Consider the following 15,344-nt stretch of genomic DNA (forward strand, 5'->3'; position numbering starts at 1 on the left):
AGGCGAACCCCGTTCTCCAGAGAGGACCTCTCATGCTTGCCCGCACCGACCTCCGTGGTCGTACCCCGTCCGTCGCCGAGCTCCGGGGAGCGCTGCCCCGAGGCGGAGTGGACGTGGATGCGGTGCTGCATCAGGTCCGTCCCGTCGTCGAGGACATCCGTGCCCGCGGTGTCGAGGCGGCGCTCGAGTACGGCGAGAAGTTCGACGGCGTCCGGCCCGCCACGGTGCGGGTGCCCCGCGCCGAGCTGACCCGCGCGCTCGCCGAACTCGACGCCGACGTCCGGGCCGCGCTCGAGGTCGCGATCGAACGCACCCGCAAGGTCCACGCCGACCAGCGGCGCACCGACACCGTCACCGAGGTCGTCCCCGGCGGCACCGTCACCGAACGCTGGGTGCCGGTCGACCGCGTCGGCCTGTACGTGCCCGGCGGCAACGCCGTCTACCCGTCGTCGGTCGTCATGAACGTCGTCCCGGCGCAGACCGCGGGCGTCGAATCCCTCGTCGTCGCCTCCCCGCCGCAGGCCGCGTTCGACGGTCTGCCGCACCCGACGATCCTCGCGGCCGCCGAACTGCTCGGTGTCACCGAGGTGTGGGCCGTCGGCGGCGCGCAGGCCGTCGCGCTGCTCACCTACGGCGGCACCGACACGAACCGTGACGAGCTCGCCCCCGTGGACCTCATCACCGGCCCCGGCAACATCTACGTCACCGCCGCCAAGCGGCTGTGCCGCGGCCTCGTCGGCATCGACGCGGAGGCCGGGCCCACCGAGATCGCGATCCTCGCCGACCGCACCGCCGACCCCGTGCACGTGGCCGCCGACATGATCAGCCAGGCCGAGCACGACGTCATGGCCGCGTCCGTGCTGGTCACCGACAGTGCCGAGCTGGCCGACGCCGTGGACAGTGCACTCGCCGCTCAGCTCGAGTTCACCAAGCACCGCGAGCGGGTGGCCACGGCGCTGTCGGGCAGCCAGTCCGGCACCGTCCTCGTCGACGACATCGCCGCCGGTCTGCGCGTCGTCAACGCGTACGCCGCCGAGCACCTCGAGATCCAGACGGAGAACGCGTCCGCCGTCGCCGCGCAGGTTCGCTCCGCCGGCGCCGTGTTCGTCGGCCCGTGGGCGCCGGTCAGTCTCGGCGACTACTGCGCCGGCTCCAACCATGTGCTGCCCACCGCCGGCTGCGCGCGGCACTCGTCGGGTCTGAGCGTGCAGACGTTCCTGCGCGGCATCCACGTCGTCGACTACAGCGAGGACGCCCTGAAGGACGTCGCCCGGCACGTGATCAACCTGGCCAACGCCGAGGATCTGCCCGCGCACGGCGAGGCCGTCCGGCTGCGGTTCGAGACCCTGACCGGGGACCGTAAGTGAGCGGCGTCCCCGGCGCGTCCGCCGGCCTGGACGACCTGCCGATCCGCGACAACCTGCGCGGTCAATCCCCGTACGGCGCACCGCAGTTGACGGTGCCGGTGCAGCTCAACACCAACGAGAACCCGCACCCGCCGTCGAAGGCGCTCGTCGACGACGTCGCCGAGGCCGTCCGGGCGGCGGCCGCGGACCTGCACCGCTACCCGGACCGGGACGCGGTCGCGCTGCGCACCGACCTGGCCGCGTACATGACCCGGCAGACCGGGGTGGCGCTGGACGTGTCGAACCTGTGGGCCGCCAACGGATCCAACGAGGTGCTGCAGCAGCTGCTGCAGGCGTTCGGCGGTCCGGGGCGGACCGCGCTCGGGTTCGTGCCGTCGTACTCGATGCACCCGCTGCTGGTGACCGGCACCCAGACCGAATGGGTGCCGGCGCCGCGCCGCGCCGACTTCTCCCTCGACGCGGCCGCCGCGGTGGCCGTGATCGAGGAACGCCGTCCCGACGTCGTGTTCGTCACCAGCCCCAACAATCCGACCGGGCACTCGATCCCGCTCGAGGATCTGACACCGATCCTGGACGCGGCACCGGGCATCGTGATCGTCGACGAGGCGTACGCCGAGTTCTCGTCGGTGCCGTCCGCGGTCACCCTGATCGACGAGTACCCCACCAAGCTCGTGGTGAGCCGGACGATGAGCAAGGCGTTCGCGTTCGCGGGCGGCCGGCTCGGCTACTTCGTGGCCGCGCCCGCGTTCGTCGACGCGGTGTTGCTGGTGCGGCTGCCGTACCACCTGTCGATCGTCACGCAGGCCGCCGCCCGCGCCGCGCTGCGGCACGCCGACGAAACTCTCGGCAGCGTCGCCGAACTCGCGTCCGAGCGGGACCGGGTGAGCACCGAACTGGCCGCGATGGGGTACACCGTCGTCCCCAGCGACGCCAACTTCATCCTCTTCGGACGCTTCGCCGACGCCGCAGCGACGTGGCAGCGGTACCTCGACGAGGGTGTCCTCATCCGCGACGTCGGCATCGCCGGCCATCTGCGGACCACCGTCGGCCTCGCCGCCGAGAACGACGAACTGCTGCGGGTCAGCCGGATGCTGGCCCCCACCGAACCGAAGGGGCTGTGATGAGCGACCGGATCGCGCGCGTCGAACGGACGACGAGGGAGTCGAGCATCGTCGTCGAGTTGAACCTCGACGGCACCGGGAAGACCGATATCTCCACGGGCATCCCGTTCTTCGACCACATGCTCACCGCCCTCGGTGCGCACGCCAGTTTCGACCTGACGGTGCACGCGAAGGGTGACGTCGAGATCGACGCCCACCACACCGTCGAGGACACCGCGATCGTCCTCGGGCAGGCCCTCGGCCAGGCGCTCGGCGACAAGAAGGGCATCCGACGCTTCGGCGACGCGTTCATCCCGATGGACGAAACCCTCGCGCACGCCTCCGTCGACGTGTCCGGACGCCCGTACTGCGTGCACACCGGGGAGCCGGAACACATGCTGCACAGTGTGATCGGCGGCTACCCGGGTGTCCCGTACTCGACCGTCATCAACCGGCACGTGTTCGAGTCCATCGCGTCCAACGCCCGCATCGCCCTGCACGTGCGGGTGCTGTACGGACGCGACCAGCACCACATCACCGAGGCCGAGTTCAAGGCCGTCGCCCGCGCGCTGCGCGAAGCCGTCGAACCCGATCCGCGGGTGTCCGGGGTGCCGTCCACGAAGGGTGCTCTGTAGACCCGTGAGCACGATTTTCATGTACATCCTGTTCCTCGGCGCCGGGTTCGCACTCGGCGGCGCCTACTCGATGTGGAAGGTCAACAAGCTCGCCTCCGGTGTGCTCGTGGCGTTGGCGATCCTCGCGGCGGCGTCGGGACTCCTGCGGTTGATCTGATGCGCGAACTCCTGCGGACCCGCGGGATCCTCATCGCGTTCCTGATGGGCACGACCACGTTCGGTGGCTGGTCGCTGCTGCTGCCGGTGGTGCCGTTGGCGATCGCCGACGGCGGCGGTGGTGCCGCGGCCGCGGGCGGGTCGACGGCGATCTTCATGGCGACGACGGTGGCCACACAGTTGCGGGTGCCGGCATTGCTGCGGCGGCACGGCTACCGGACGGTGCTGGGAGTCGGCTGCGTGCTGCTCGGCCCGCCGTCGCTGGCGTTCGTGTGGAGCGTCGACATCGTGCCGGCACTGGCGGTGTCCGCGCTCCGCGGTGTCGGCTTCGGTCTGGTGACCGTCGCCGGGATCGGCCTGCTCGCCGAACTCGCGCCCCGGAACCTGCTCGGCCGGGTCACCGGCGCGAACGGGGTCGCGATCGCCTCTGCCCAGATGATCGTGCTGCCGCTGGGTCTGGCGCTGTACAAGACGGGTCAGTCGTCGCTGGTGTTCGTGCTCGGCGCGCTGATCCCGACACTGTCGCTGCTGTCGATCTCCCGGCTGCCGGCCGTCCCGAAGCCGGGGCTCCCGGCGGGCCGCAAGGGGCTGCCGCTCGGGGTGCTGCTGGTTCCGTGCGTCGCGATGCTCGCCGTGTCCGCGGCGTACGGGGGCATGTCGTCGCTGCTGTCGATCGCGGTCGCGGACCGGGCGGCCGTGGTCGGGGCGGCGTTGGCGGCGTCGGCCGGTGCCATGCTCGTGGGCCGCTATGGGGCCGGTGTGATCGCGGACCGGTTCGGCGTCGGGCGCACGCTCGTCCCGGCGCTGCTGCTCGGCGCCGCCGGCACGGCTGCCTTGGCCGGGGCAGTGGCGGGTGTGGGCGGCGACATCGGACTGATCGGCGGGGCGACGGCGTTCGGTGCCGCGTTCGGTGCCGTCCAGAACGAGGCGCTGCTGGCACTGTTGGCCTCTGCGGGCCCCGAGCGGGTCGGCGCGGCCAGTGCCGCTTGGAACATCGCGTACGACGGCGGCACCGGCATCGGGTCGATCGCGCTCGGTGTCGTCGCGGGGGCGGCAGGATATCCGGCGGTGTTCTGGCTCGCCGCGATCGTGATCGTGGCCGTCACACCCGTCGCGGTGTGGCCGCGGGCCGTTGCTGCGACATCGGTCGAGAGTCGCCCGCAGTAACCGCCCGCAGAAGCCGTCAGCAGGGGCCGACGCACCCGACCGCTAGAGTCACGGCCATGACCGCACGCAAGGTTGCTCTCCTCGATTACGGCTCCGGAAATCTGCACTCGGCGCAGCGCGCCCTCGCCCGCACCGGGGCCGAGATCGAGGTGACGAACGACCCGTACGTCGCCCTGAACGCGGACGGTCTCGTCGTCCCCGGTGTCGGCGCGTTCGCGGCGTGCATGGAGGGGCTGCGGGAGGTTCGGGGCGAACGGATCATCGGGCAGCGGCTCGCCGGTGGCCGCCCGGTCCTCGGTATCTGTGTCGGCATGCAGATCCTGTTCGAGCGCGGCGTCGAGCACGGGGTGGAGGCCGACGGCTGCGGTGAATGGCCCGGCACCGTCGAACGGCTCGAGGCGGACGTGCTGCCGCACATGGGCTGGAACACCGTCGACGCCCCCGCCGACAGCGTCCTGTTCGCGGGCATGGACGCCGACACCCGCTTCTACTTCGTGCACTCGTACGGCGTCCGCCGCTGGGAGCTGCCCGAACCGGAGGTGCTCGCCCCGCCGAAGCTGACGTGGGCGCAGCACGGCGACCGGTTCCTCGCTGCCGTCGAGAACGGCGCCCTGTCGGCCACCCAGTTCCATCCCGAGAAGTCCGGTGACGCCGGCGCCCAACTGCTGGAGAACTGGGTCCGCGGCCTGTGACCGGCGGCCCCGGCCCGGACGGCGACGGCGACGGCGACCTGTCGCTCGCGAAGCTCGCGCTGGCGACGATGGGCACCGGGGCCACGATCCTGATCGTCGCGGCGGTCCTCGTCGTGGCGTTGCGGCCGGGGCCGATCCCGGGGCTCGTCATCGCCCTCGCCGGGATCGTCGCGGCGATCGCGGCGATGGGTGCGGTGTCGAAACGCATGACCCGCCGTGCGTTCGGCGATCGGGGACGTGACGGGTGACGACCCGGGGCCCGGGTGTGGCCGGGGACCCATTAGGATCGGCGCGGTGAGCCTGGTCCTTTTGCCTGCTGTAGATGTCGCCAACGGTGAAGCTGTTCGCCTCGTTCAGGGAGAGGCGGGAAGCGAGACCAACTACGGTGCGCCCCGCGACGCCGCCCTGGCGTGGCAGAACGACGGTGCCGAGTGGGTGCATCTGGTCGATCTCGATGCCGCGTTCGGTCGCGGCTCCAACCGTGAACTGCTCGCCTCGGTCGTCGGCGAACTCGACGTCAAGGTCGAACTGTCCGGCGGAATCCGCGACGACGCCTCCCTCGAGGCGGCCCTCGCGACCGGTTGCGCCCGCGTCAACCTGGGCACCGCCGCCGTCGAGAACCCCGACTGGTGCGCCCGCGCCATCGCCAAGCACGGCGAGCGTATCGCCGTCGGTCTCGACGTCAAGCTGATCGACGGCGACTACCGGCTGCGCGGCCGCGGCTGGGTGTCCGACGGCGGCGACCTGTGGGAGGTCCTCGAGCGGCTGAACCGGGACGGCTGCTCGCGGTACGTCGTCACCGACGTCAGCAAGGACGGCACGCTGACCGGCCCGAACCTGGAACTGCTCAGCGCCGTGTGCGCCGCCACCGATGCACCGGTCGTCGCGTCCGGCGGTGTCTCGACCATCGCCGACCTCGAGGCCATCGCCGGTCTCGTCGGGGAGGGTGTCGAGGGGTCGATCGTCGGAAAGGCGCTCTACGCAGGACGATTCACGCTGCCCGAGGCACTCGCCGCGGTGTCGCGCTAGGACGGAGCCCGCGATGAACCGCACCTCGGACCCGCAGACGTTGCTGGCGATCGCCGGCGACGTGCTCGACGGTGCCGCGGGACGGTTCGTCGCGGGACTCGGCGCGCCGAGCGCGGTCCACAAGGGCCCCAAGGACTTCGCGACCGAGGTCGATCTGGAACTCGAACGGACGATCACCGCGGAACTCGAACGCCGCACCGGCATCGAGGTCCACGGCGAGGAGTACGGGGGACCGGCGACGCACTCCGGTGACGTGTGGATCCTCGACCCGATCGACGGCACGTTCAACTACTCGTCGGGTCTGCCGACGGCGGGGATGCTGCTGGCGCTGCTGCGGGACGGTGTTCCGATCCTGGGCCTGACGTGGCTGCCGCTCACCGCGGAGACCTTCGCGGCCGTCGCCGGTGGGCCGCTCCACCGCAACGGGATTCCGTTGCCGCGGCTCGAGAAGCGGACACTCGCCGACTCGATGATCAGCTTCGGCGCGTTCAACCTCGACAGCGGCGGCCGTTTCCCCGGCCCGTACCGGTTCGCGCTGCTCGGCGAGCTGAGCCGGGTGTCGTCGCGGATCCGGATCCGCGGCTCCACCGGCGCCGACCTCGCCTACACGGCGTCCGGAAGTTTCGGTGGCGCAGTCGTGTTCGGCCACCACGTGTGGGACAACGCGGCCGGGGTCGCGCTGGTGCGGGCGGCCGGCGGCATCGTCACCGACCTGCACGGCGACGACTGGCACATCGGCTCGAAGTCGGTGCTCGCGGCCGCACCCGGCGTCCACGCCGAACTTCTCGACATACTTCACGCTCTGGGTGATCCCGGAGACGCGGCCTGAAGGAGGGCCACAACGATGACTCTGGCTGTTCGGGTGATACCGTGCCTCGACGTCGACGCGGGACGCGTCGTCAAGGGCGTCAACTTCGAGAATCTGCGGGACGCGGGCGATCCCGTGGAACTCGCCGCCACCTACGACGCGCAGGGCGCCGACGAGCTCACGTTCCTGGACGTCACCGCGTCCAGCGGTGACCGCGGCACCATGCTCGACGTCGTCACCCGCACCGCCGAACAGGTGTTCATTCCGCTCACGGTCGGCGGCGGTGTCCGCACCGTCGACGATGTCGACCGACTGCTGCGCGCCGGCGCCGACAAGGTCAGCGTCAACACCGCGGCCATCGCCCGCCCCGAGGTGCTGCGAGAGATGTCGCAGCGCTTCGGGTCGCAGTGCATCGTGCTGTCCGTCGACGCCCGCACCGTGCCCGCCGGTCAGGAGCCGACCCCGTCCGGGTGGGAGGTCACCACGCACGGCGGTAAGCGGAGCGCCGGCATCGACGCCGTCGAGTGGGCCACCCGCGGCGCCGAACTGGGGGTGGGGGAGATCTTGCTCAACTCGATGGACGCCGACGGCACCAAGGCCGGTTTCGACCTGGCCATGATCCGCGCGGTCCGCGCCGCCGTCGACGTCCCGGTCATCGCGAGCGGCGGCGCCGGTGCCGTCGAGCATTTCGTGCCGGCCGTCGCGGCCGGGGCCGACGCGGTCCTCGCGGCGAGTGTCTTCCACTTCGGGGAGATGACGATCGGCGACGTGAAGAACGCGATGCGCGCGGAAGGGATCACCGTCCGATGAGTCTCGACCCCACGATCGCCGCGAAACTCGAGCGCAACGACGCCGGACTGTTCAGCGCCGTCGCCCAGGAGAAGTCGACCGGCGCAGTCCTCATGGTCGCCTGGATGGACGACGAGGCCCTCGCCCGCACCCTCGCGACGCGGAAGGGCACCTACTATTCGCGGTCCCGGCAGCAGTACTGGGTCAAGGGCGAAACCAGCGGCCACACCCAGTACGTGCACGAGGTGCGCCTCGACTGCGACGGCGACAGCATTCTGCTGATCGTCGACCAGGAGGGCGCCGCCTGCCACACCGGCACGCACACGTGCTTCGACACCGAGGTGCTCCTGAGCCCGGAGGACTGATCCGGCCGGCCGTGCATCTTTCGCGCGCCACCGGGTACCCGGACGGCACAGGTGTCGTGCGACGGAAGGTGGTGCGCGGTCATGCGTGTCGAACCCGGAACGGTGGTGGTGTACACCGATGTGGCGTGCGGATGGTCGACGCTCGCGCTGCACCGGTTCTATCGGGAGCGGGAACGAGCGCACCTGACCGACGCGGTGCGGGTCGATCACCGACTGTTCGCGCTCGAGGACCTCAACCGGGTGCCGACCCCGAAACGGGTCGTGGACGCCGAGATCCCGGTGCTGGGGGCACTCGAACCCGGGCTCGGGTGGAGCCTGTGGCAGCGGGATCCGGCGCAGTGGCCGGGCACGTCGCTGCCGGCGAACGAGGCGGTGCACGCCGCGAAGCTGCAGTCGCTGCGGGCCGCGGAGGAACTCGACATGGCGATCCGGCTCGCGTTCTTCCGTGACAGCCGCCCCGTCCACCTGACGTGCGAACTGTGCGAGATCGCCGCGGCGTGCCCACACGTGGACGTCGACGTGCTCGCCGAGAACCTCGACGAGGGCACGGCCCGGGCCGCGATGATGCGGGACTACCGCACCCGCGGCGACCGGGTGCAGGGCAGCCCGCACTTCTTCCTCGCGGACGGCTCCGACACCCCCAACCCGGGCATCGTGCTGCACTGGGTGGGGGCGCCCGGCGTCGGATTCCCGGTCGTCGACTCGGACGATCCGACCGCCATGGCGGACCTGGTCCGCCGCGCCGCGGAGCGGTGACACGGACCCGAGGTTTACCCGTCTGCGGTGTGGAACGCGCCCTCCGTGCGTTCGTAGACGAGCGCGGCCTCGACGGTGGGCCGGCACGTGAGCTGCCGGCGTGTCCCGGTCGCGTCGAGTGCGCGGTAGACCCCGCGGGTGGCGGTGACGAGGGCGAAGTCGATGCCGTGGCTTTCGGTGAGATCCTTCGCCTCCACCAGGGCCGCGGTCGCGTCGACGCTCACGAAGTCGGTGTGTGAGAGGTCGAGGACGATGAGGTCGCCGGCCTCGATGCCGCTCGCGGTGAGTTCGTGCAGGGCACCGCGGTACGCGCAGCGGAAATCGTCGACGGTGCGCATGTCGAGGCTGTCCGGGTATGCGACGACCACGGCCGACGCCGGGGTGTGGGACAGCAGCAGTCCGGTCTCGGGAACGGCGTCGAAACGCGGCATCGTGGTGGTGGACAGGGCAGACTCGGGCACGGTGTACCTCCGTCCCGTCGGGTGAGGTGCCTTCCGGGTGTTCGGTCTCCCTCGTTTCTAACACCGACCCGGGTCGCTGTACAGGTCACGAAGCTTGCCGAGCGTGTCCGCGAGGATGCGGGAGACGTGCATCTGGGAGACGCCGATGCGTTCGGCGATCTGGGTCTGGGTCTGGTCGCCGAAGAACCGGAGCAGCAGTACCGTCCGTTCGCGATCGGACAGACCCTCGAGAAGGACACGAATCGTTTCGTGGTCCTCGACGCCGGCCAGGTCGGAGTCGTCGTCGCCGAGGACGTCCGCGATGGTCGACCCGGGCCCAGGCCCGGCAGGCGTCGCATCGACGGACAGCGCCTGATAGCCGCTCGCCGCCTGCAGTCCCTGTACGACGTCCTCCTCGGAGACACCCAGTTCACCGGCCATCTCGCGGGGGGTCGGGGCCCGGCCCAGCCGCTGCGACATCGCCGTCGCGGTCCGGGTCATCTCGAGATGCAACTCCTTGAGGCGGCGCGGCACCCGGACCGCCCACCCGGCGTCGCGGAAGTGCCGGCGCACCTCGCCCATGATGGTGGGGACCGCGAACGCCAGGAAGTCGCACCCCCGGTCGACGTCGAACCGGTCGACGGCGTTCACCAGGCCCAGGCTCGCCACCTGGAGGAGATCGTCGTACGGTTCGCCACGGCGGTCGAACCGGTGCGCGATGTGCTCGGCGAGGGGGAGGCAGCGGGTGATGATGGACCGGCGGACCTCGTCGCGCGCCGGATCGTCGGGTGTGAGTGACGCCAACTCCGTGAACATCGGTTTCACGTCGCGGTACTCGTCGGAGCGTTCGACGGCCCGTCGGGTCACGTCGCGTCCCCGCTGCACATCGTGAACGAGATCGTCACCGACACGTACTCGCCGCCGTCGTGGTCGTGGTCGCGGTCGACGGAGAGGGTGTCGGTCAGGGTGCGCAGCACGTGCCAGCCGAAGCGACTCTCGATCGGGGTGTCCGCCCCCGCCGCGGTCGCGGTGACCGCGGCGGAGAAACGGAACGTGTCGGGGGACAGCCGGAACCGGCAGACGATCACGGTGTCGGGAACCGCGATACGCAGCAGCGTGCTGCATGCTTCGTCGACGGCGAGACGCAGATCGGCGAGCTGGTCGAGATCCATGTTGCACTGCCCGGCCAGGGCCGTGGACACGCCGCGCAGCGGCCCCAACTGGGCGGACTCGGCCGGGGCCCGCAGTTCGAGGGTGGGGGCGGATCCGTCCGGCTGTGCCGTGGTTGCGCAGGTGTGCGTCATGACTCCTCGCTGCGGGTTCCGGTCTCGGCGGCGCGGCGTGCTGGTCGCCCGTGTCGCAGAGATTCCCGAGTGGTGCGAGTTCCAAACGTGTCGGCGCACCCAGCCTCCCACGGATACGGGTCGACCGTTCGGGCCCGACGTGGTTACGGTGGCATCGGGGGCGCACGAGGGTCGCCATCCTCGGTAGCCGACGATCCGGAGGACGTCATGACCGAAACACTCCAGAATCTCAGCCCGCGCCACAATCCCGATCCCGAACCCGGTCACATCCCCGACCTCGAACCCGGGGGTGGCGTCCCGGCCGGTTCGACGCCACCCGAGTCCGAGGGCATATCGGACCTCGCCGGCCACGAACCGGACACCCGGAACCGTTTCCCGGTGACGGGGATCGCGACCGTCGTCGTGGTCGCGGCGATCGCCGTCACGTTCGTCGTGGTCGCGATCGGGTTGCTCCTGATGGTCGCCGGAGGTGGGTGACGTCGGTCAGTACCAGTGGCGTCGGCCGCCCACCGCCCGGCCGGTGGCACCGATCAGGGCGAGGATCACGCCGATGACGAGCAGTACGATGCCGATCGTCCAGATGATCGAGATCCCGGTGAGGAAACCGATCAGCAAGAGGATCAAACCCAGGACAATCATCGCTTCGTCTCCTTCTGTGGGACCGATGACCGGATACCCCGTCGGCGCCGGCGGAAACATCCCGGGCGCGCCGCCGTCGGGTGAGTTGGCACAATCTCCGCCATGCCTCTCATCCAGATCAGTCAGACCCCCGGCCTGACCGCCGACCAGAAGCGCGATGTCATCGCCGCCGTCACCGCCGCGTACGCGGAGGCGGCGGGCAAGAACGCGTCGTCGGTGTGGGTCACCCTCACCGACGTACCCCGCGAGAACTGGGGTGTCGGCGGCGTGCCGCTGGGCTGAGTCCCGCCGGGTCAGGCCTTGCCGGTGCCGGCGGCGATACCGCGGTCGAGTTGATCGATCAGGGCGTCGCCGAGCACCGACAACTGTGCCACCTGAGTGGCGTCGAGACCTGCGAACACGAGCGCCTGGACGGTCCGCACATGTCCGGGGGCGGCCTCCGCGACCGTGGTCAGGCCGTCGTCGGTGAGGACGGCGAACGCGCCGCGGACACCGGGAACCGTGTCGCGGCGCACCCAGTCGCGTTTCTCCATCCGGGTCACCACGTGCGACAGCCGGGACAGCGACGCGTTGGCGTGCGCCGCCAACTCGGACAGCCGCAACCGCCGCTCGTCGGCCTCGGACAGGGCCGCGAGAACGAAGTACTCGAAATGGGTGAGTCCCGAATCGCGCTGCAACTGGGTGTCGAGCGCCGCCGGTAGCCGGGTGACGAGGGCGACGAGGGTCTGCCACGCGTCCTGCTGTTCGGGCGTGAGCCACGGGATGTCGGTGCTGTCGGGCGTGCTCATGGCTCCCAGGGTGTCAAACACCGGAACGGCACCGATCGACCGGGGAACGGACGCCGCCGCTGTGCGCCTTTTCGGTGGTACCCACTACCAAAAAGGCGCACGGGGCGCGCAGCGCCACCGCGGCGCCTGGGATGATGGGGGCATGCGCGACGATTCGACCACCACCCGCGAACAGTTCCGTGCTCTTGCCGCCGAGCATCGGGTCGTCCCGGTGATCCGAAAGGTGCTGGCGGACGCGGAGACTCCGCTGTCGGCGTACACCAAGTTGGCGGGCAGTCGGCCCGGCACGTTCCTGCTGGAGTCGGCGGAGAACGGCCGGTCGTGGTCGCGCTGGTCGTTCATCGGCGCGGGCAGTCCGGCGGCACTGACGGTGCGCGACGGGGAGGCCGCGTGGTTCGGCAACGTCCCGGCCGGTGCCCCGTCCGGCGGCGACCCGATCGTCGCGCTCGGCCGCACCCTGGAGTTGCTGCGCAGCGAACGGTTGCCGGACCTGCCGCCGCTCACCGGTGGCATGGTCGGTTTTCTCGGGTACGACGCGGTCCGCCGGCTCGAGCGTCTCCCGGAGCATGCCGTCGACGACCTGCAGATCCCGGAGATGGTGATGCTGCTGGCCACCGATCTCGCGGCGGTCGACCACCACGAGGGCGCGATCACGCTCATCGCGAACGCCGTCAACTGGGATGGTTCCGACGAGCGGGTCGACGAGGCCTACGACGACGCCGTCACCCGACTGGACCGGATGACCGCGGCGCTGTCCGCGCCCGCCCCGTCGACGGTGTCCACGTTCACGCGGCCGGCCCCGGCGTACCGGCGGCAGCGCACCACCGAGAGTTTCGGGGCGGACGTGCACCGGCTGATCGGGGAGATCGAGGCCGGTGAAGCGTTCCAGGTGGTGCTGTCGCAGCGTTTCGAAATGGACTGCGCGGCAGAGCCGATCGACGTCTACCGGATGCTGCGGGCGTCGAATCCGAGCCCGTACATGTATCTCGTGCAGGTCCCGGACGGGGACGGCGGCACCGCGTTCTCGATCGTCGGATCCAGCCCGGAGGCGCTGGTGACCGTCAAGGAGGGGGTCGCGACGACGCATCCCATCGCCGGCACCCGGTGGCGCGGCGCCACCGAGGAGGACGACATCCTGCTCGAGAAGGATCTCCTCGCGGACGAGAAGGAGAACTCCGAGCACCTCATGCTCGTCGACCTGGGCCGCAACGACCTGGGCCGGGTGTGCGAGCCGGGGACGGTGAAGGTCCACGACTACCGGCACATCGAGCGCTACAGCCACGTCATGCACCTCGTCTCCACCGTGACCGGACGCCTCACCGACGGCAAGCACGCCCTCGACGCCGTCACCGCGTGCTTCCCGGCCGGCACCCTGTCCGGGGCGCCGAAGGTGCGGGCGATGGAGCTGATCGACGAACTCGAGCCCACCCGGCGCGGCATCTACGGCGGCATCGTCGGCTACCTCGACTTCACGGGGGACGCGGACACCGCGATCGCGATCCGCACCGCCCTGATCAAGGACGGGACCGCCTACGTGCAGGCCGGTGCCGGGGTGGTCGCCGACTCCGATCCGGTGTACGAGGACACCGAGGCCCGCAACAAGGCGATGGCGGTGCTCAGCGCCATCGCCGCCGCCCAGACACTGCGGCCCTTCGCCGGGCCGCACGGAGGTGACCGCTGATGGGCACGACCACGACCGGACGACGCGCCACCGGGATCGCGGCACTGCTGCTCGCACTCGCGGCACTGTGCCTGTGGGGGTCGTCGCGCATGACGTGGGTGACCGTCACCTCGTCCGACGGACTGGGCCAGGACCGGGTGACGGACCTGGACGGCGGCACCTGGGCGGCCGCGACCACCCCGCTCGCGCTCGTGCTGGTCGCGGCGATCGCGGCCGCGTTCGCGGTGCGCGGGTGGGTGGTGCGTGTCGTCGGCGGTCTCGTGGCGGTGGTCGCGGTGCTCGCCGCGGTGCCCGCGGTCGGTCTGCTCGTCGGCGGCGCGTCGAACGAACAGGCGTCGGACATCGCGGGATTCGGTCGGGTCGGGACGCAGGTGACCGCCGCCGACGTGGCGACCCTGCCGGCGCTGCTGGTGCTGTTCGGGGCGGTCGCGGCCCTCGCCGCCGCGGTGGTGTTGATTCGCAAACCTGCTGCGGCGGGCGGGCTTTCGGGTAAGTACGACAGCCCTGCCGCGCGCCGTGAGGCGGCCGGGCGGGTCGGAACCGGGTCGTCCGACGAGCCGAAGTCGCAGCGGATGCTGTGGGACGCGCTCGACGCCGGTGAGGACCCGACGGTCGGGGACACGGATCCGGGCGACACCGATGTGAGCAAGGGCACGCCGCCTTCGGGTACCCGCCCGGAGGACGACTGACCCCGGCCTCTACCCTGAAGCATGAACCGATGAGTTTCTCCTCACATCGGTTGACATGCCGGAAAGGACTCGGGGCCTCGATGACTGTTCTCGACTCGATTCTCGACGGGGTGCGCGCCGATGTCGCTGCCCGTGAAGCGGTTCTGGACCTCGCTGCCGTGAAGGCAGCGGCGGCCGCCGCACCCCCCGCACTCGATGCCGCGGCCGCGTTGCGCGCCCCCGGTGTCGGGGTGATCGCCGAGGTCAAGCGGGCCAGCCCCTCCAAGGGTGCGCTCGCCGACATCCCGGACCCCGCGGTCCTCGCCGCCGCCTACGAGGCCGGTGGCGCCCGGGTGATCAGCGTCCTCACCGAGGAGCGCCGGTTCCACGGCAGCCTCGCCGACCTCGACGCCGTCCGGCGGGCGGTGAGCATCCCGATCCTGCGCAAGGACTTCATCGTCGGGCCGTACCAGATCCACGAGGCTCGCGCGCACGGCGCGGATGTCGTCCTGCTGATCGTCGCGGCCCTCGACCAGAACACCCTCACGTCGCTGCTCGACCGCACCGAATCGCTCGGTATGACCGCGCTCGTCGAGGTCCACACCGAGGAGGAGGCGGACCGTGCGCTCGAGGCCGGCGCGAGCGTCATCGGCGTCAACGCCCGCAACCTCAAGACCCTCGAGGTCGACATGAGCACGTTCGGGCAGATCGCCCCGGGCCTGCCCAGCAACATCGTGAAGATCGCCGAGTCCGGTGTGCGTGGTCCGGCGGACCTGCTCGCGTACGCGGGTGCCGGGGCGGACGCCGTCCTCGTCGGTGAGGGCCTGGTGACCAGCGGAGACCCGCGGCACGCGTGCGCGGAACTGGCGACGGCGGGTGCGCATCCGTCGTGCCCGAAGCCGTCGCGCTGAGACAGTCCGCACAGCAGGACCCGACCATTCGTTCTCGTCACGGTTGGGG

General features: G+C 70.9%; 22 protein-coding genes. 17 read left to right on the forward strand and 5 right to left on the reverse strand.

Translation table 11 applies throughout. The features are described from left to right. Positions 1 to 32 precede the first annotated feature (32 nt). From hisD to E0497_RS16820, 12 genes are all read left to right on the forward strand, one after another. A complete protein-coding gene (gene hisD / locus E0497_RS16770) occupies positions 33 to 1,367 on the forward strand; it encodes a histidinol dehydrogenase (protein WP_137725935.1) in 1,335 nt (444 codons plus the stop codon). Then, positions 1,364 to 2,488, forward strand: coding sequence for a histidinol-phosphate transaminase (locus E0497_RS16775; RefSeq protein WP_137725936.1), 1,125 nt, complete (start codon positions 1,364 to 1,366; stop codon positions 2,486 to 2,488). Before hisD ends, E0497_RS16775 begins: the two co-directional genes overlap by 4 nt. Further along, positions 2,488 to 3,102 carry an imidazoleglycerol-phosphate dehydratase HisB gene (gene hisB, locus E0497_RS16780; protein ID WP_137725937.1) on the forward strand — a complete coding sequence of 205 codons (615 nt, stop codon included), beginning with the start codon at positions 2,488 to 2,490 and terminating at the stop codon, positions 3,100 to 3,102. The genes E0497_RS16775 and hisB overlap by 1 nt, the downstream gene beginning before the upstream one ends. Positions 3,103 to 3,106: 4 nt before the next feature. Then, complete coding sequence (locus E0497_RS20630; protein WP_170312994.1) at positions 3,107 to 3,259, forward strand: hypothetical protein; 153 nt, start codon at positions 3,107 to 3,109, stop codon at positions 3,257 to 3,259. Continuing rightward, positions 3,259 to 4,425: an MFS transporter gene (locus tag E0497_RS16785; protein WP_137725938.1), complete on the forward strand. Its 1,167-nt coding sequence runs from the start codon at positions 3,259 to 3,261 to the stop codon at positions 4,423 to 4,425. The genes E0497_RS20630 and E0497_RS16785 overlap by 1 nt, the downstream gene beginning before the upstream one ends. Positions 4,426 to 4,481: 56 nt before the next feature. Then, the gene (gene hisH, locus E0497_RS16790; RefSeq protein WP_137725939.1) at positions 4,482 to 5,117 is read left to right on the forward strand and encodes an imidazole glycerol phosphate synthase subunit HisH; all 636 of its coding nucleotides are present in this window, start codon (positions 4,482 to 4,484) and stop codon (positions 5,115 to 5,117) included. Further along, positions 5,114 to 5,365 carry a hypothetical protein gene (locus E0497_RS16795; RefSeq protein WP_137725940.1) on the forward strand — a complete coding sequence of 84 codons (252 nt, stop codon included), beginning with the start codon at positions 5,114 to 5,116 and terminating at the stop codon, positions 5,363 to 5,365. Before hisH ends, E0497_RS16795 begins: the two co-directional genes overlap by 4 nt. A gap of 46 nt (positions 5,366 to 5,411) precedes the next feature. Continuing rightward, entirely contained in the window at positions 5,412 to 6,146 is a 735-nt protein-coding gene (gene priA, locus E0497_RS16800; RefSeq protein WP_137725941.1) for a bifunctional 1-(5-phosphoribosyl)-5-((5-phosphoribosylamino)methylideneamino)imidazole-4-carboxamide isomerase/phosphoribosylanthranilate isomerase PriA, read from the forward strand. 13 nt (positions 6,147 to 6,159) lie between these two features. Then, the gene (locus E0497_RS16805; protein ID WP_137725942.1) at positions 6,160 to 6,975 is read left to right on the forward strand and encodes an inositol monophosphatase family protein; all 816 of its coding nucleotides are present in this window, start codon (positions 6,160 to 6,162) and stop codon (positions 6,973 to 6,975) included. Between the two features lie 15 nt (positions 6,976 to 6,990). Continuing rightward, positions 6,991 to 7,764 carry an imidazole glycerol phosphate synthase subunit HisF gene (gene hisF, locus E0497_RS16810; RefSeq protein WP_137725943.1) on the forward strand — a complete coding sequence of 258 codons (774 nt, stop codon included), beginning with the start codon at positions 6,991 to 6,993 and terminating at the stop codon, positions 7,762 to 7,764. Beyond that, complete coding sequence (gene hisI / locus E0497_RS16815) at positions 7,761 to 8,108, forward strand: phosphoribosyl-AMP cyclohydrolase (RefSeq protein ID WP_137725944.1); 348 nt, start codon at positions 7,761 to 7,763, stop codon at positions 8,106 to 8,108. Before hisF ends, hisI begins: the two co-directional genes overlap by 4 nt. Before the next feature lie 81 nt (positions 8,109 to 8,189). Continuing rightward, on the forward strand, positions 8,190 to 8,864 hold the full coding sequence (locus E0497_RS16820; protein WP_137725945.1) for a DsbA family oxidoreductase: 675 nt from the start codon (positions 8,190 to 8,192) through the stop codon (positions 8,862 to 8,864). Between the two features lie 14 nt (positions 8,865 to 8,878). Here E0497_RS16820 and E0497_RS16825 read toward each other — a convergent pair whose 3' ends face one another. From E0497_RS16825 to E0497_RS20670, 3 genes are read right to left on the reverse strand one after another with little or no spacing between them, the layout of a single operon-like run. Beyond that, positions 8,879 to 9,325: an STAS domain-containing protein gene (locus tag E0497_RS16825; protein ID WP_137725946.1), complete on the reverse strand. Its 447-nt coding sequence runs from the start codon at positions 9,323 to 9,325 to the stop codon at positions 8,879 to 8,881. 57 nt (positions 9,326 to 9,382) lie between these two features. After that, the gene (locus E0497_RS16830; protein ID WP_137725973.1) at positions 9,383 to 10,120 is read right to left on the reverse strand and encodes a SigB/SigF/SigG family RNA polymerase sigma factor; all 738 of its coding nucleotides are present in this window, start codon (positions 10,118 to 10,120) and stop codon (positions 9,383 to 9,385) included. 47 nt (positions 10,121 to 10,167) lie between these two features. After that, on the reverse strand, positions 10,168 to 10,608 hold the full coding sequence (locus E0497_RS20670; protein WP_137725947.1) for an ATP-binding protein: 441 nt from the start codon (positions 10,606 to 10,608) through the stop codon (positions 10,168 to 10,170). A gap of 207 nt (positions 10,609 to 10,815) precedes the next feature. Here E0497_RS20670 and E0497_RS16840 point away from each other — a divergent pair, with 207 nt between their 5' ends. After that, positions 10,816 to 11,085, forward strand: coding sequence for a DUF6480 family protein (locus tag E0497_RS16840; RefSeq protein ID WP_137725948.1), 270 nt, complete (start codon positions 10,816 to 10,818; stop codon positions 11,083 to 11,085). Between the two features lie 6 nt (positions 11,086 to 11,091). Here the strand turns inward: E0497_RS16840 and E0497_RS20635 are convergent, their stop codons facing one another. Continuing rightward, positions 11,092 to 11,247, reverse strand: coding sequence for a DUF6131 family protein (locus E0497_RS20635; protein WP_170312996.1), 156 nt, complete (start codon positions 11,245 to 11,247; stop codon positions 11,092 to 11,094). Between the two features lie 102 nt (positions 11,248 to 11,349). Between E0497_RS20635 and E0497_RS16845 the strand changes: the two genes are divergently transcribed. Beyond that, positions 11,350 to 11,529, forward strand: a complete 180-nt coding sequence (locus E0497_RS16845) for a tautomerase family protein (protein ID WP_137725949.1) — start codon at positions 11,350 to 11,352, stop codon at positions 11,527 to 11,529. An 11-nt stretch (positions 11,530 to 11,540) separates the two neighbouring features. On the opposite strand, the gene E0497_RS16850 is transcribed toward E0497_RS16845, so the two are convergent. Beyond that, positions 11,541 to 12,035 (reverse strand): MarR family winged helix-turn-helix transcriptional regulator, encoded by a 495-nt coding sequence (locus E0497_RS16850; RefSeq protein WP_137725950.1) that lies wholly within the window; start codon positions 12,033 to 12,035, stop codon positions 11,541 to 11,543. Between the two features lie 142 nt (positions 12,036 to 12,177). On the opposite strand from E0497_RS16850, the gene E0497_RS16855 reads away from it, so the two are divergent. The 3 genes from E0497_RS16855 (at position 12,178) to trpC (ending at position 15,295) form a co-directional block, all read left to right on the forward strand. Then, positions 12,178 to 13,716 carry an anthranilate synthase component I gene (locus tag E0497_RS16855; protein ID WP_137725951.1) on the forward strand — a complete coding sequence of 513 codons (1,539 nt, stop codon included), beginning with the start codon at positions 12,178 to 12,180 and terminating at the stop codon, positions 13,714 to 13,716. Further along, positions 13,716 to 14,405 (forward strand): TIGR02234 family membrane protein, encoded by a 690-nt coding sequence (locus E0497_RS16860; RefSeq protein WP_137725952.1) that lies wholly within the window; start codon positions 13,716 to 13,718, stop codon positions 14,403 to 14,405. Before E0497_RS16855 ends, E0497_RS16860 begins: the two co-directional genes overlap by 1 nt. Before the next feature lie 80 nt (positions 14,406 to 14,485). Continuing rightward, positions 14,486 to 15,295 (forward strand): indole-3-glycerol phosphate synthase TrpC, encoded by an 810-nt coding sequence (gene trpC, locus E0497_RS16865; RefSeq protein WP_137725953.1) that lies wholly within the window; start codon positions 14,486 to 14,488, stop codon positions 15,293 to 15,295. Positions 15,296 to 15,344 lie beyond the last annotated feature (49 nt).

The organism is Prescottella subtropica, from assembly GCF_005434945.1.
GTDB classification, from domain to species: domain Bacteria; phylum Actinomycetota; class Actinomycetes; order Mycobacteriales; family Mycobacteriaceae; genus Prescottella; species Prescottella subtropica.

What these genes read in the sequence shown, in the direction of transcription:
- hisD (WP_137725935.1), top strand. Translation starts at nt 33, where the DNA reads ATGCTTGCCCGCACCGACCTCCGTGGTCGTACCCCGTCCGTCGCCGAG.
- hisB (WP_137725937.1), top strand. Translation starts at nt 2,488, where the DNA reads ATGAGCGACCGGATCGCGCGCGTCGAACGGACGACGAGGGAGTCGAGC.
- E0497_RS16785 (WP_137725938.1), top strand. Translation starts at nt 3,259, where the DNA reads ATGCGCGAACTCCTGCGGACCCGCGGGATCCTCATCGCGTTCCTGATG.
- hisH (WP_137725939.1), top strand. Translation starts at nt 4,482, where the DNA reads ATGACCGCACGCAAGGTTGCTCTCCTCGATTACGGCTCCGGAAATCTG.
- E0497_RS16805 (WP_137725942.1), top strand. Translation starts at nt 6,160, where the DNA reads ATGAACCGCACCTCGGACCCGCAGACGTTGCTGGCGATCGCCGGCGAC.
- hisF (WP_137725943.1), top strand. Translation starts at nt 6,991, where the DNA reads ATGACTCTGGCTGTTCGGGTGATACCGTGCCTCGACGTCGACGCGGGA.
- hisI (WP_137725944.1), top strand. Translation starts at nt 7,761, where the DNA reads ATGAGTCTCGACCCCACGATCGCCGCGAAACTCGAGCGCAACGACGCC.
- E0497_RS16820 (WP_137725945.1), top strand. Translation starts at nt 8,190, where the DNA reads ATGCGTGTCGAACCCGGAACGGTGGTGGTGTACACCGATGTGGCGTGC.
- E0497_RS16830 (WP_137725973.1), bottom strand. Translation starts at nt 10,120, where the DNA reads ATGTTCACGGAGTTGGCGTCACTCACACCCGACGATCCGGCGCGCGAC.
- E0497_RS20670 (WP_137725947.1), bottom strand. Translation starts at nt 10,608, where the DNA reads ATGACGCACACCTGCGCAACCACGGCACAGCCGGACGGATCCGCCCCC.
- E0497_RS16840 (WP_137725948.1), top strand. Translation starts at nt 10,816, where the DNA reads ATGACCGAAACACTCCAGAATCTCAGCCCGCGCCACAATCCCGATCCC.
- E0497_RS20635 (WP_170312996.1), bottom strand. Translation starts at nt 11,247, where the DNA reads ATGATTGTCCTGGGTTTGATCCTCTTGCTGATCGGTTTCCTCACCGGG.
- E0497_RS16845 (WP_137725949.1), top strand. Translation starts at nt 11,350, where the DNA reads ATGCCTCTCATCCAGATCAGTCAGACCCCCGGCCTGACCGCCGACCAG.
- E0497_RS16850 (WP_137725950.1), bottom strand. Translation starts at nt 12,035, where the DNA reads ATGAGCACGCCCGACAGCACCGACATCCCGTGGCTCACGCCCGAACAG.
- E0497_RS16855 (WP_137725951.1), top strand. Translation starts at nt 12,178, where the DNA reads ATGCGCGACGATTCGACCACCACCCGCGAACAGTTCCGTGCTCTTGCC.
- E0497_RS16860 (WP_137725952.1), top strand. Translation starts at nt 13,716, where the DNA reads ATGGGCACGACCACGACCGGACGACGCGCCACCGGGATCGCGGCACTG.
- trpC (WP_137725953.1), top strand. Translation starts at nt 14,486, where the DNA reads ATGACTGTTCTCGACTCGATTCTCGACGGGGTGCGCGCCGATGTCGCT.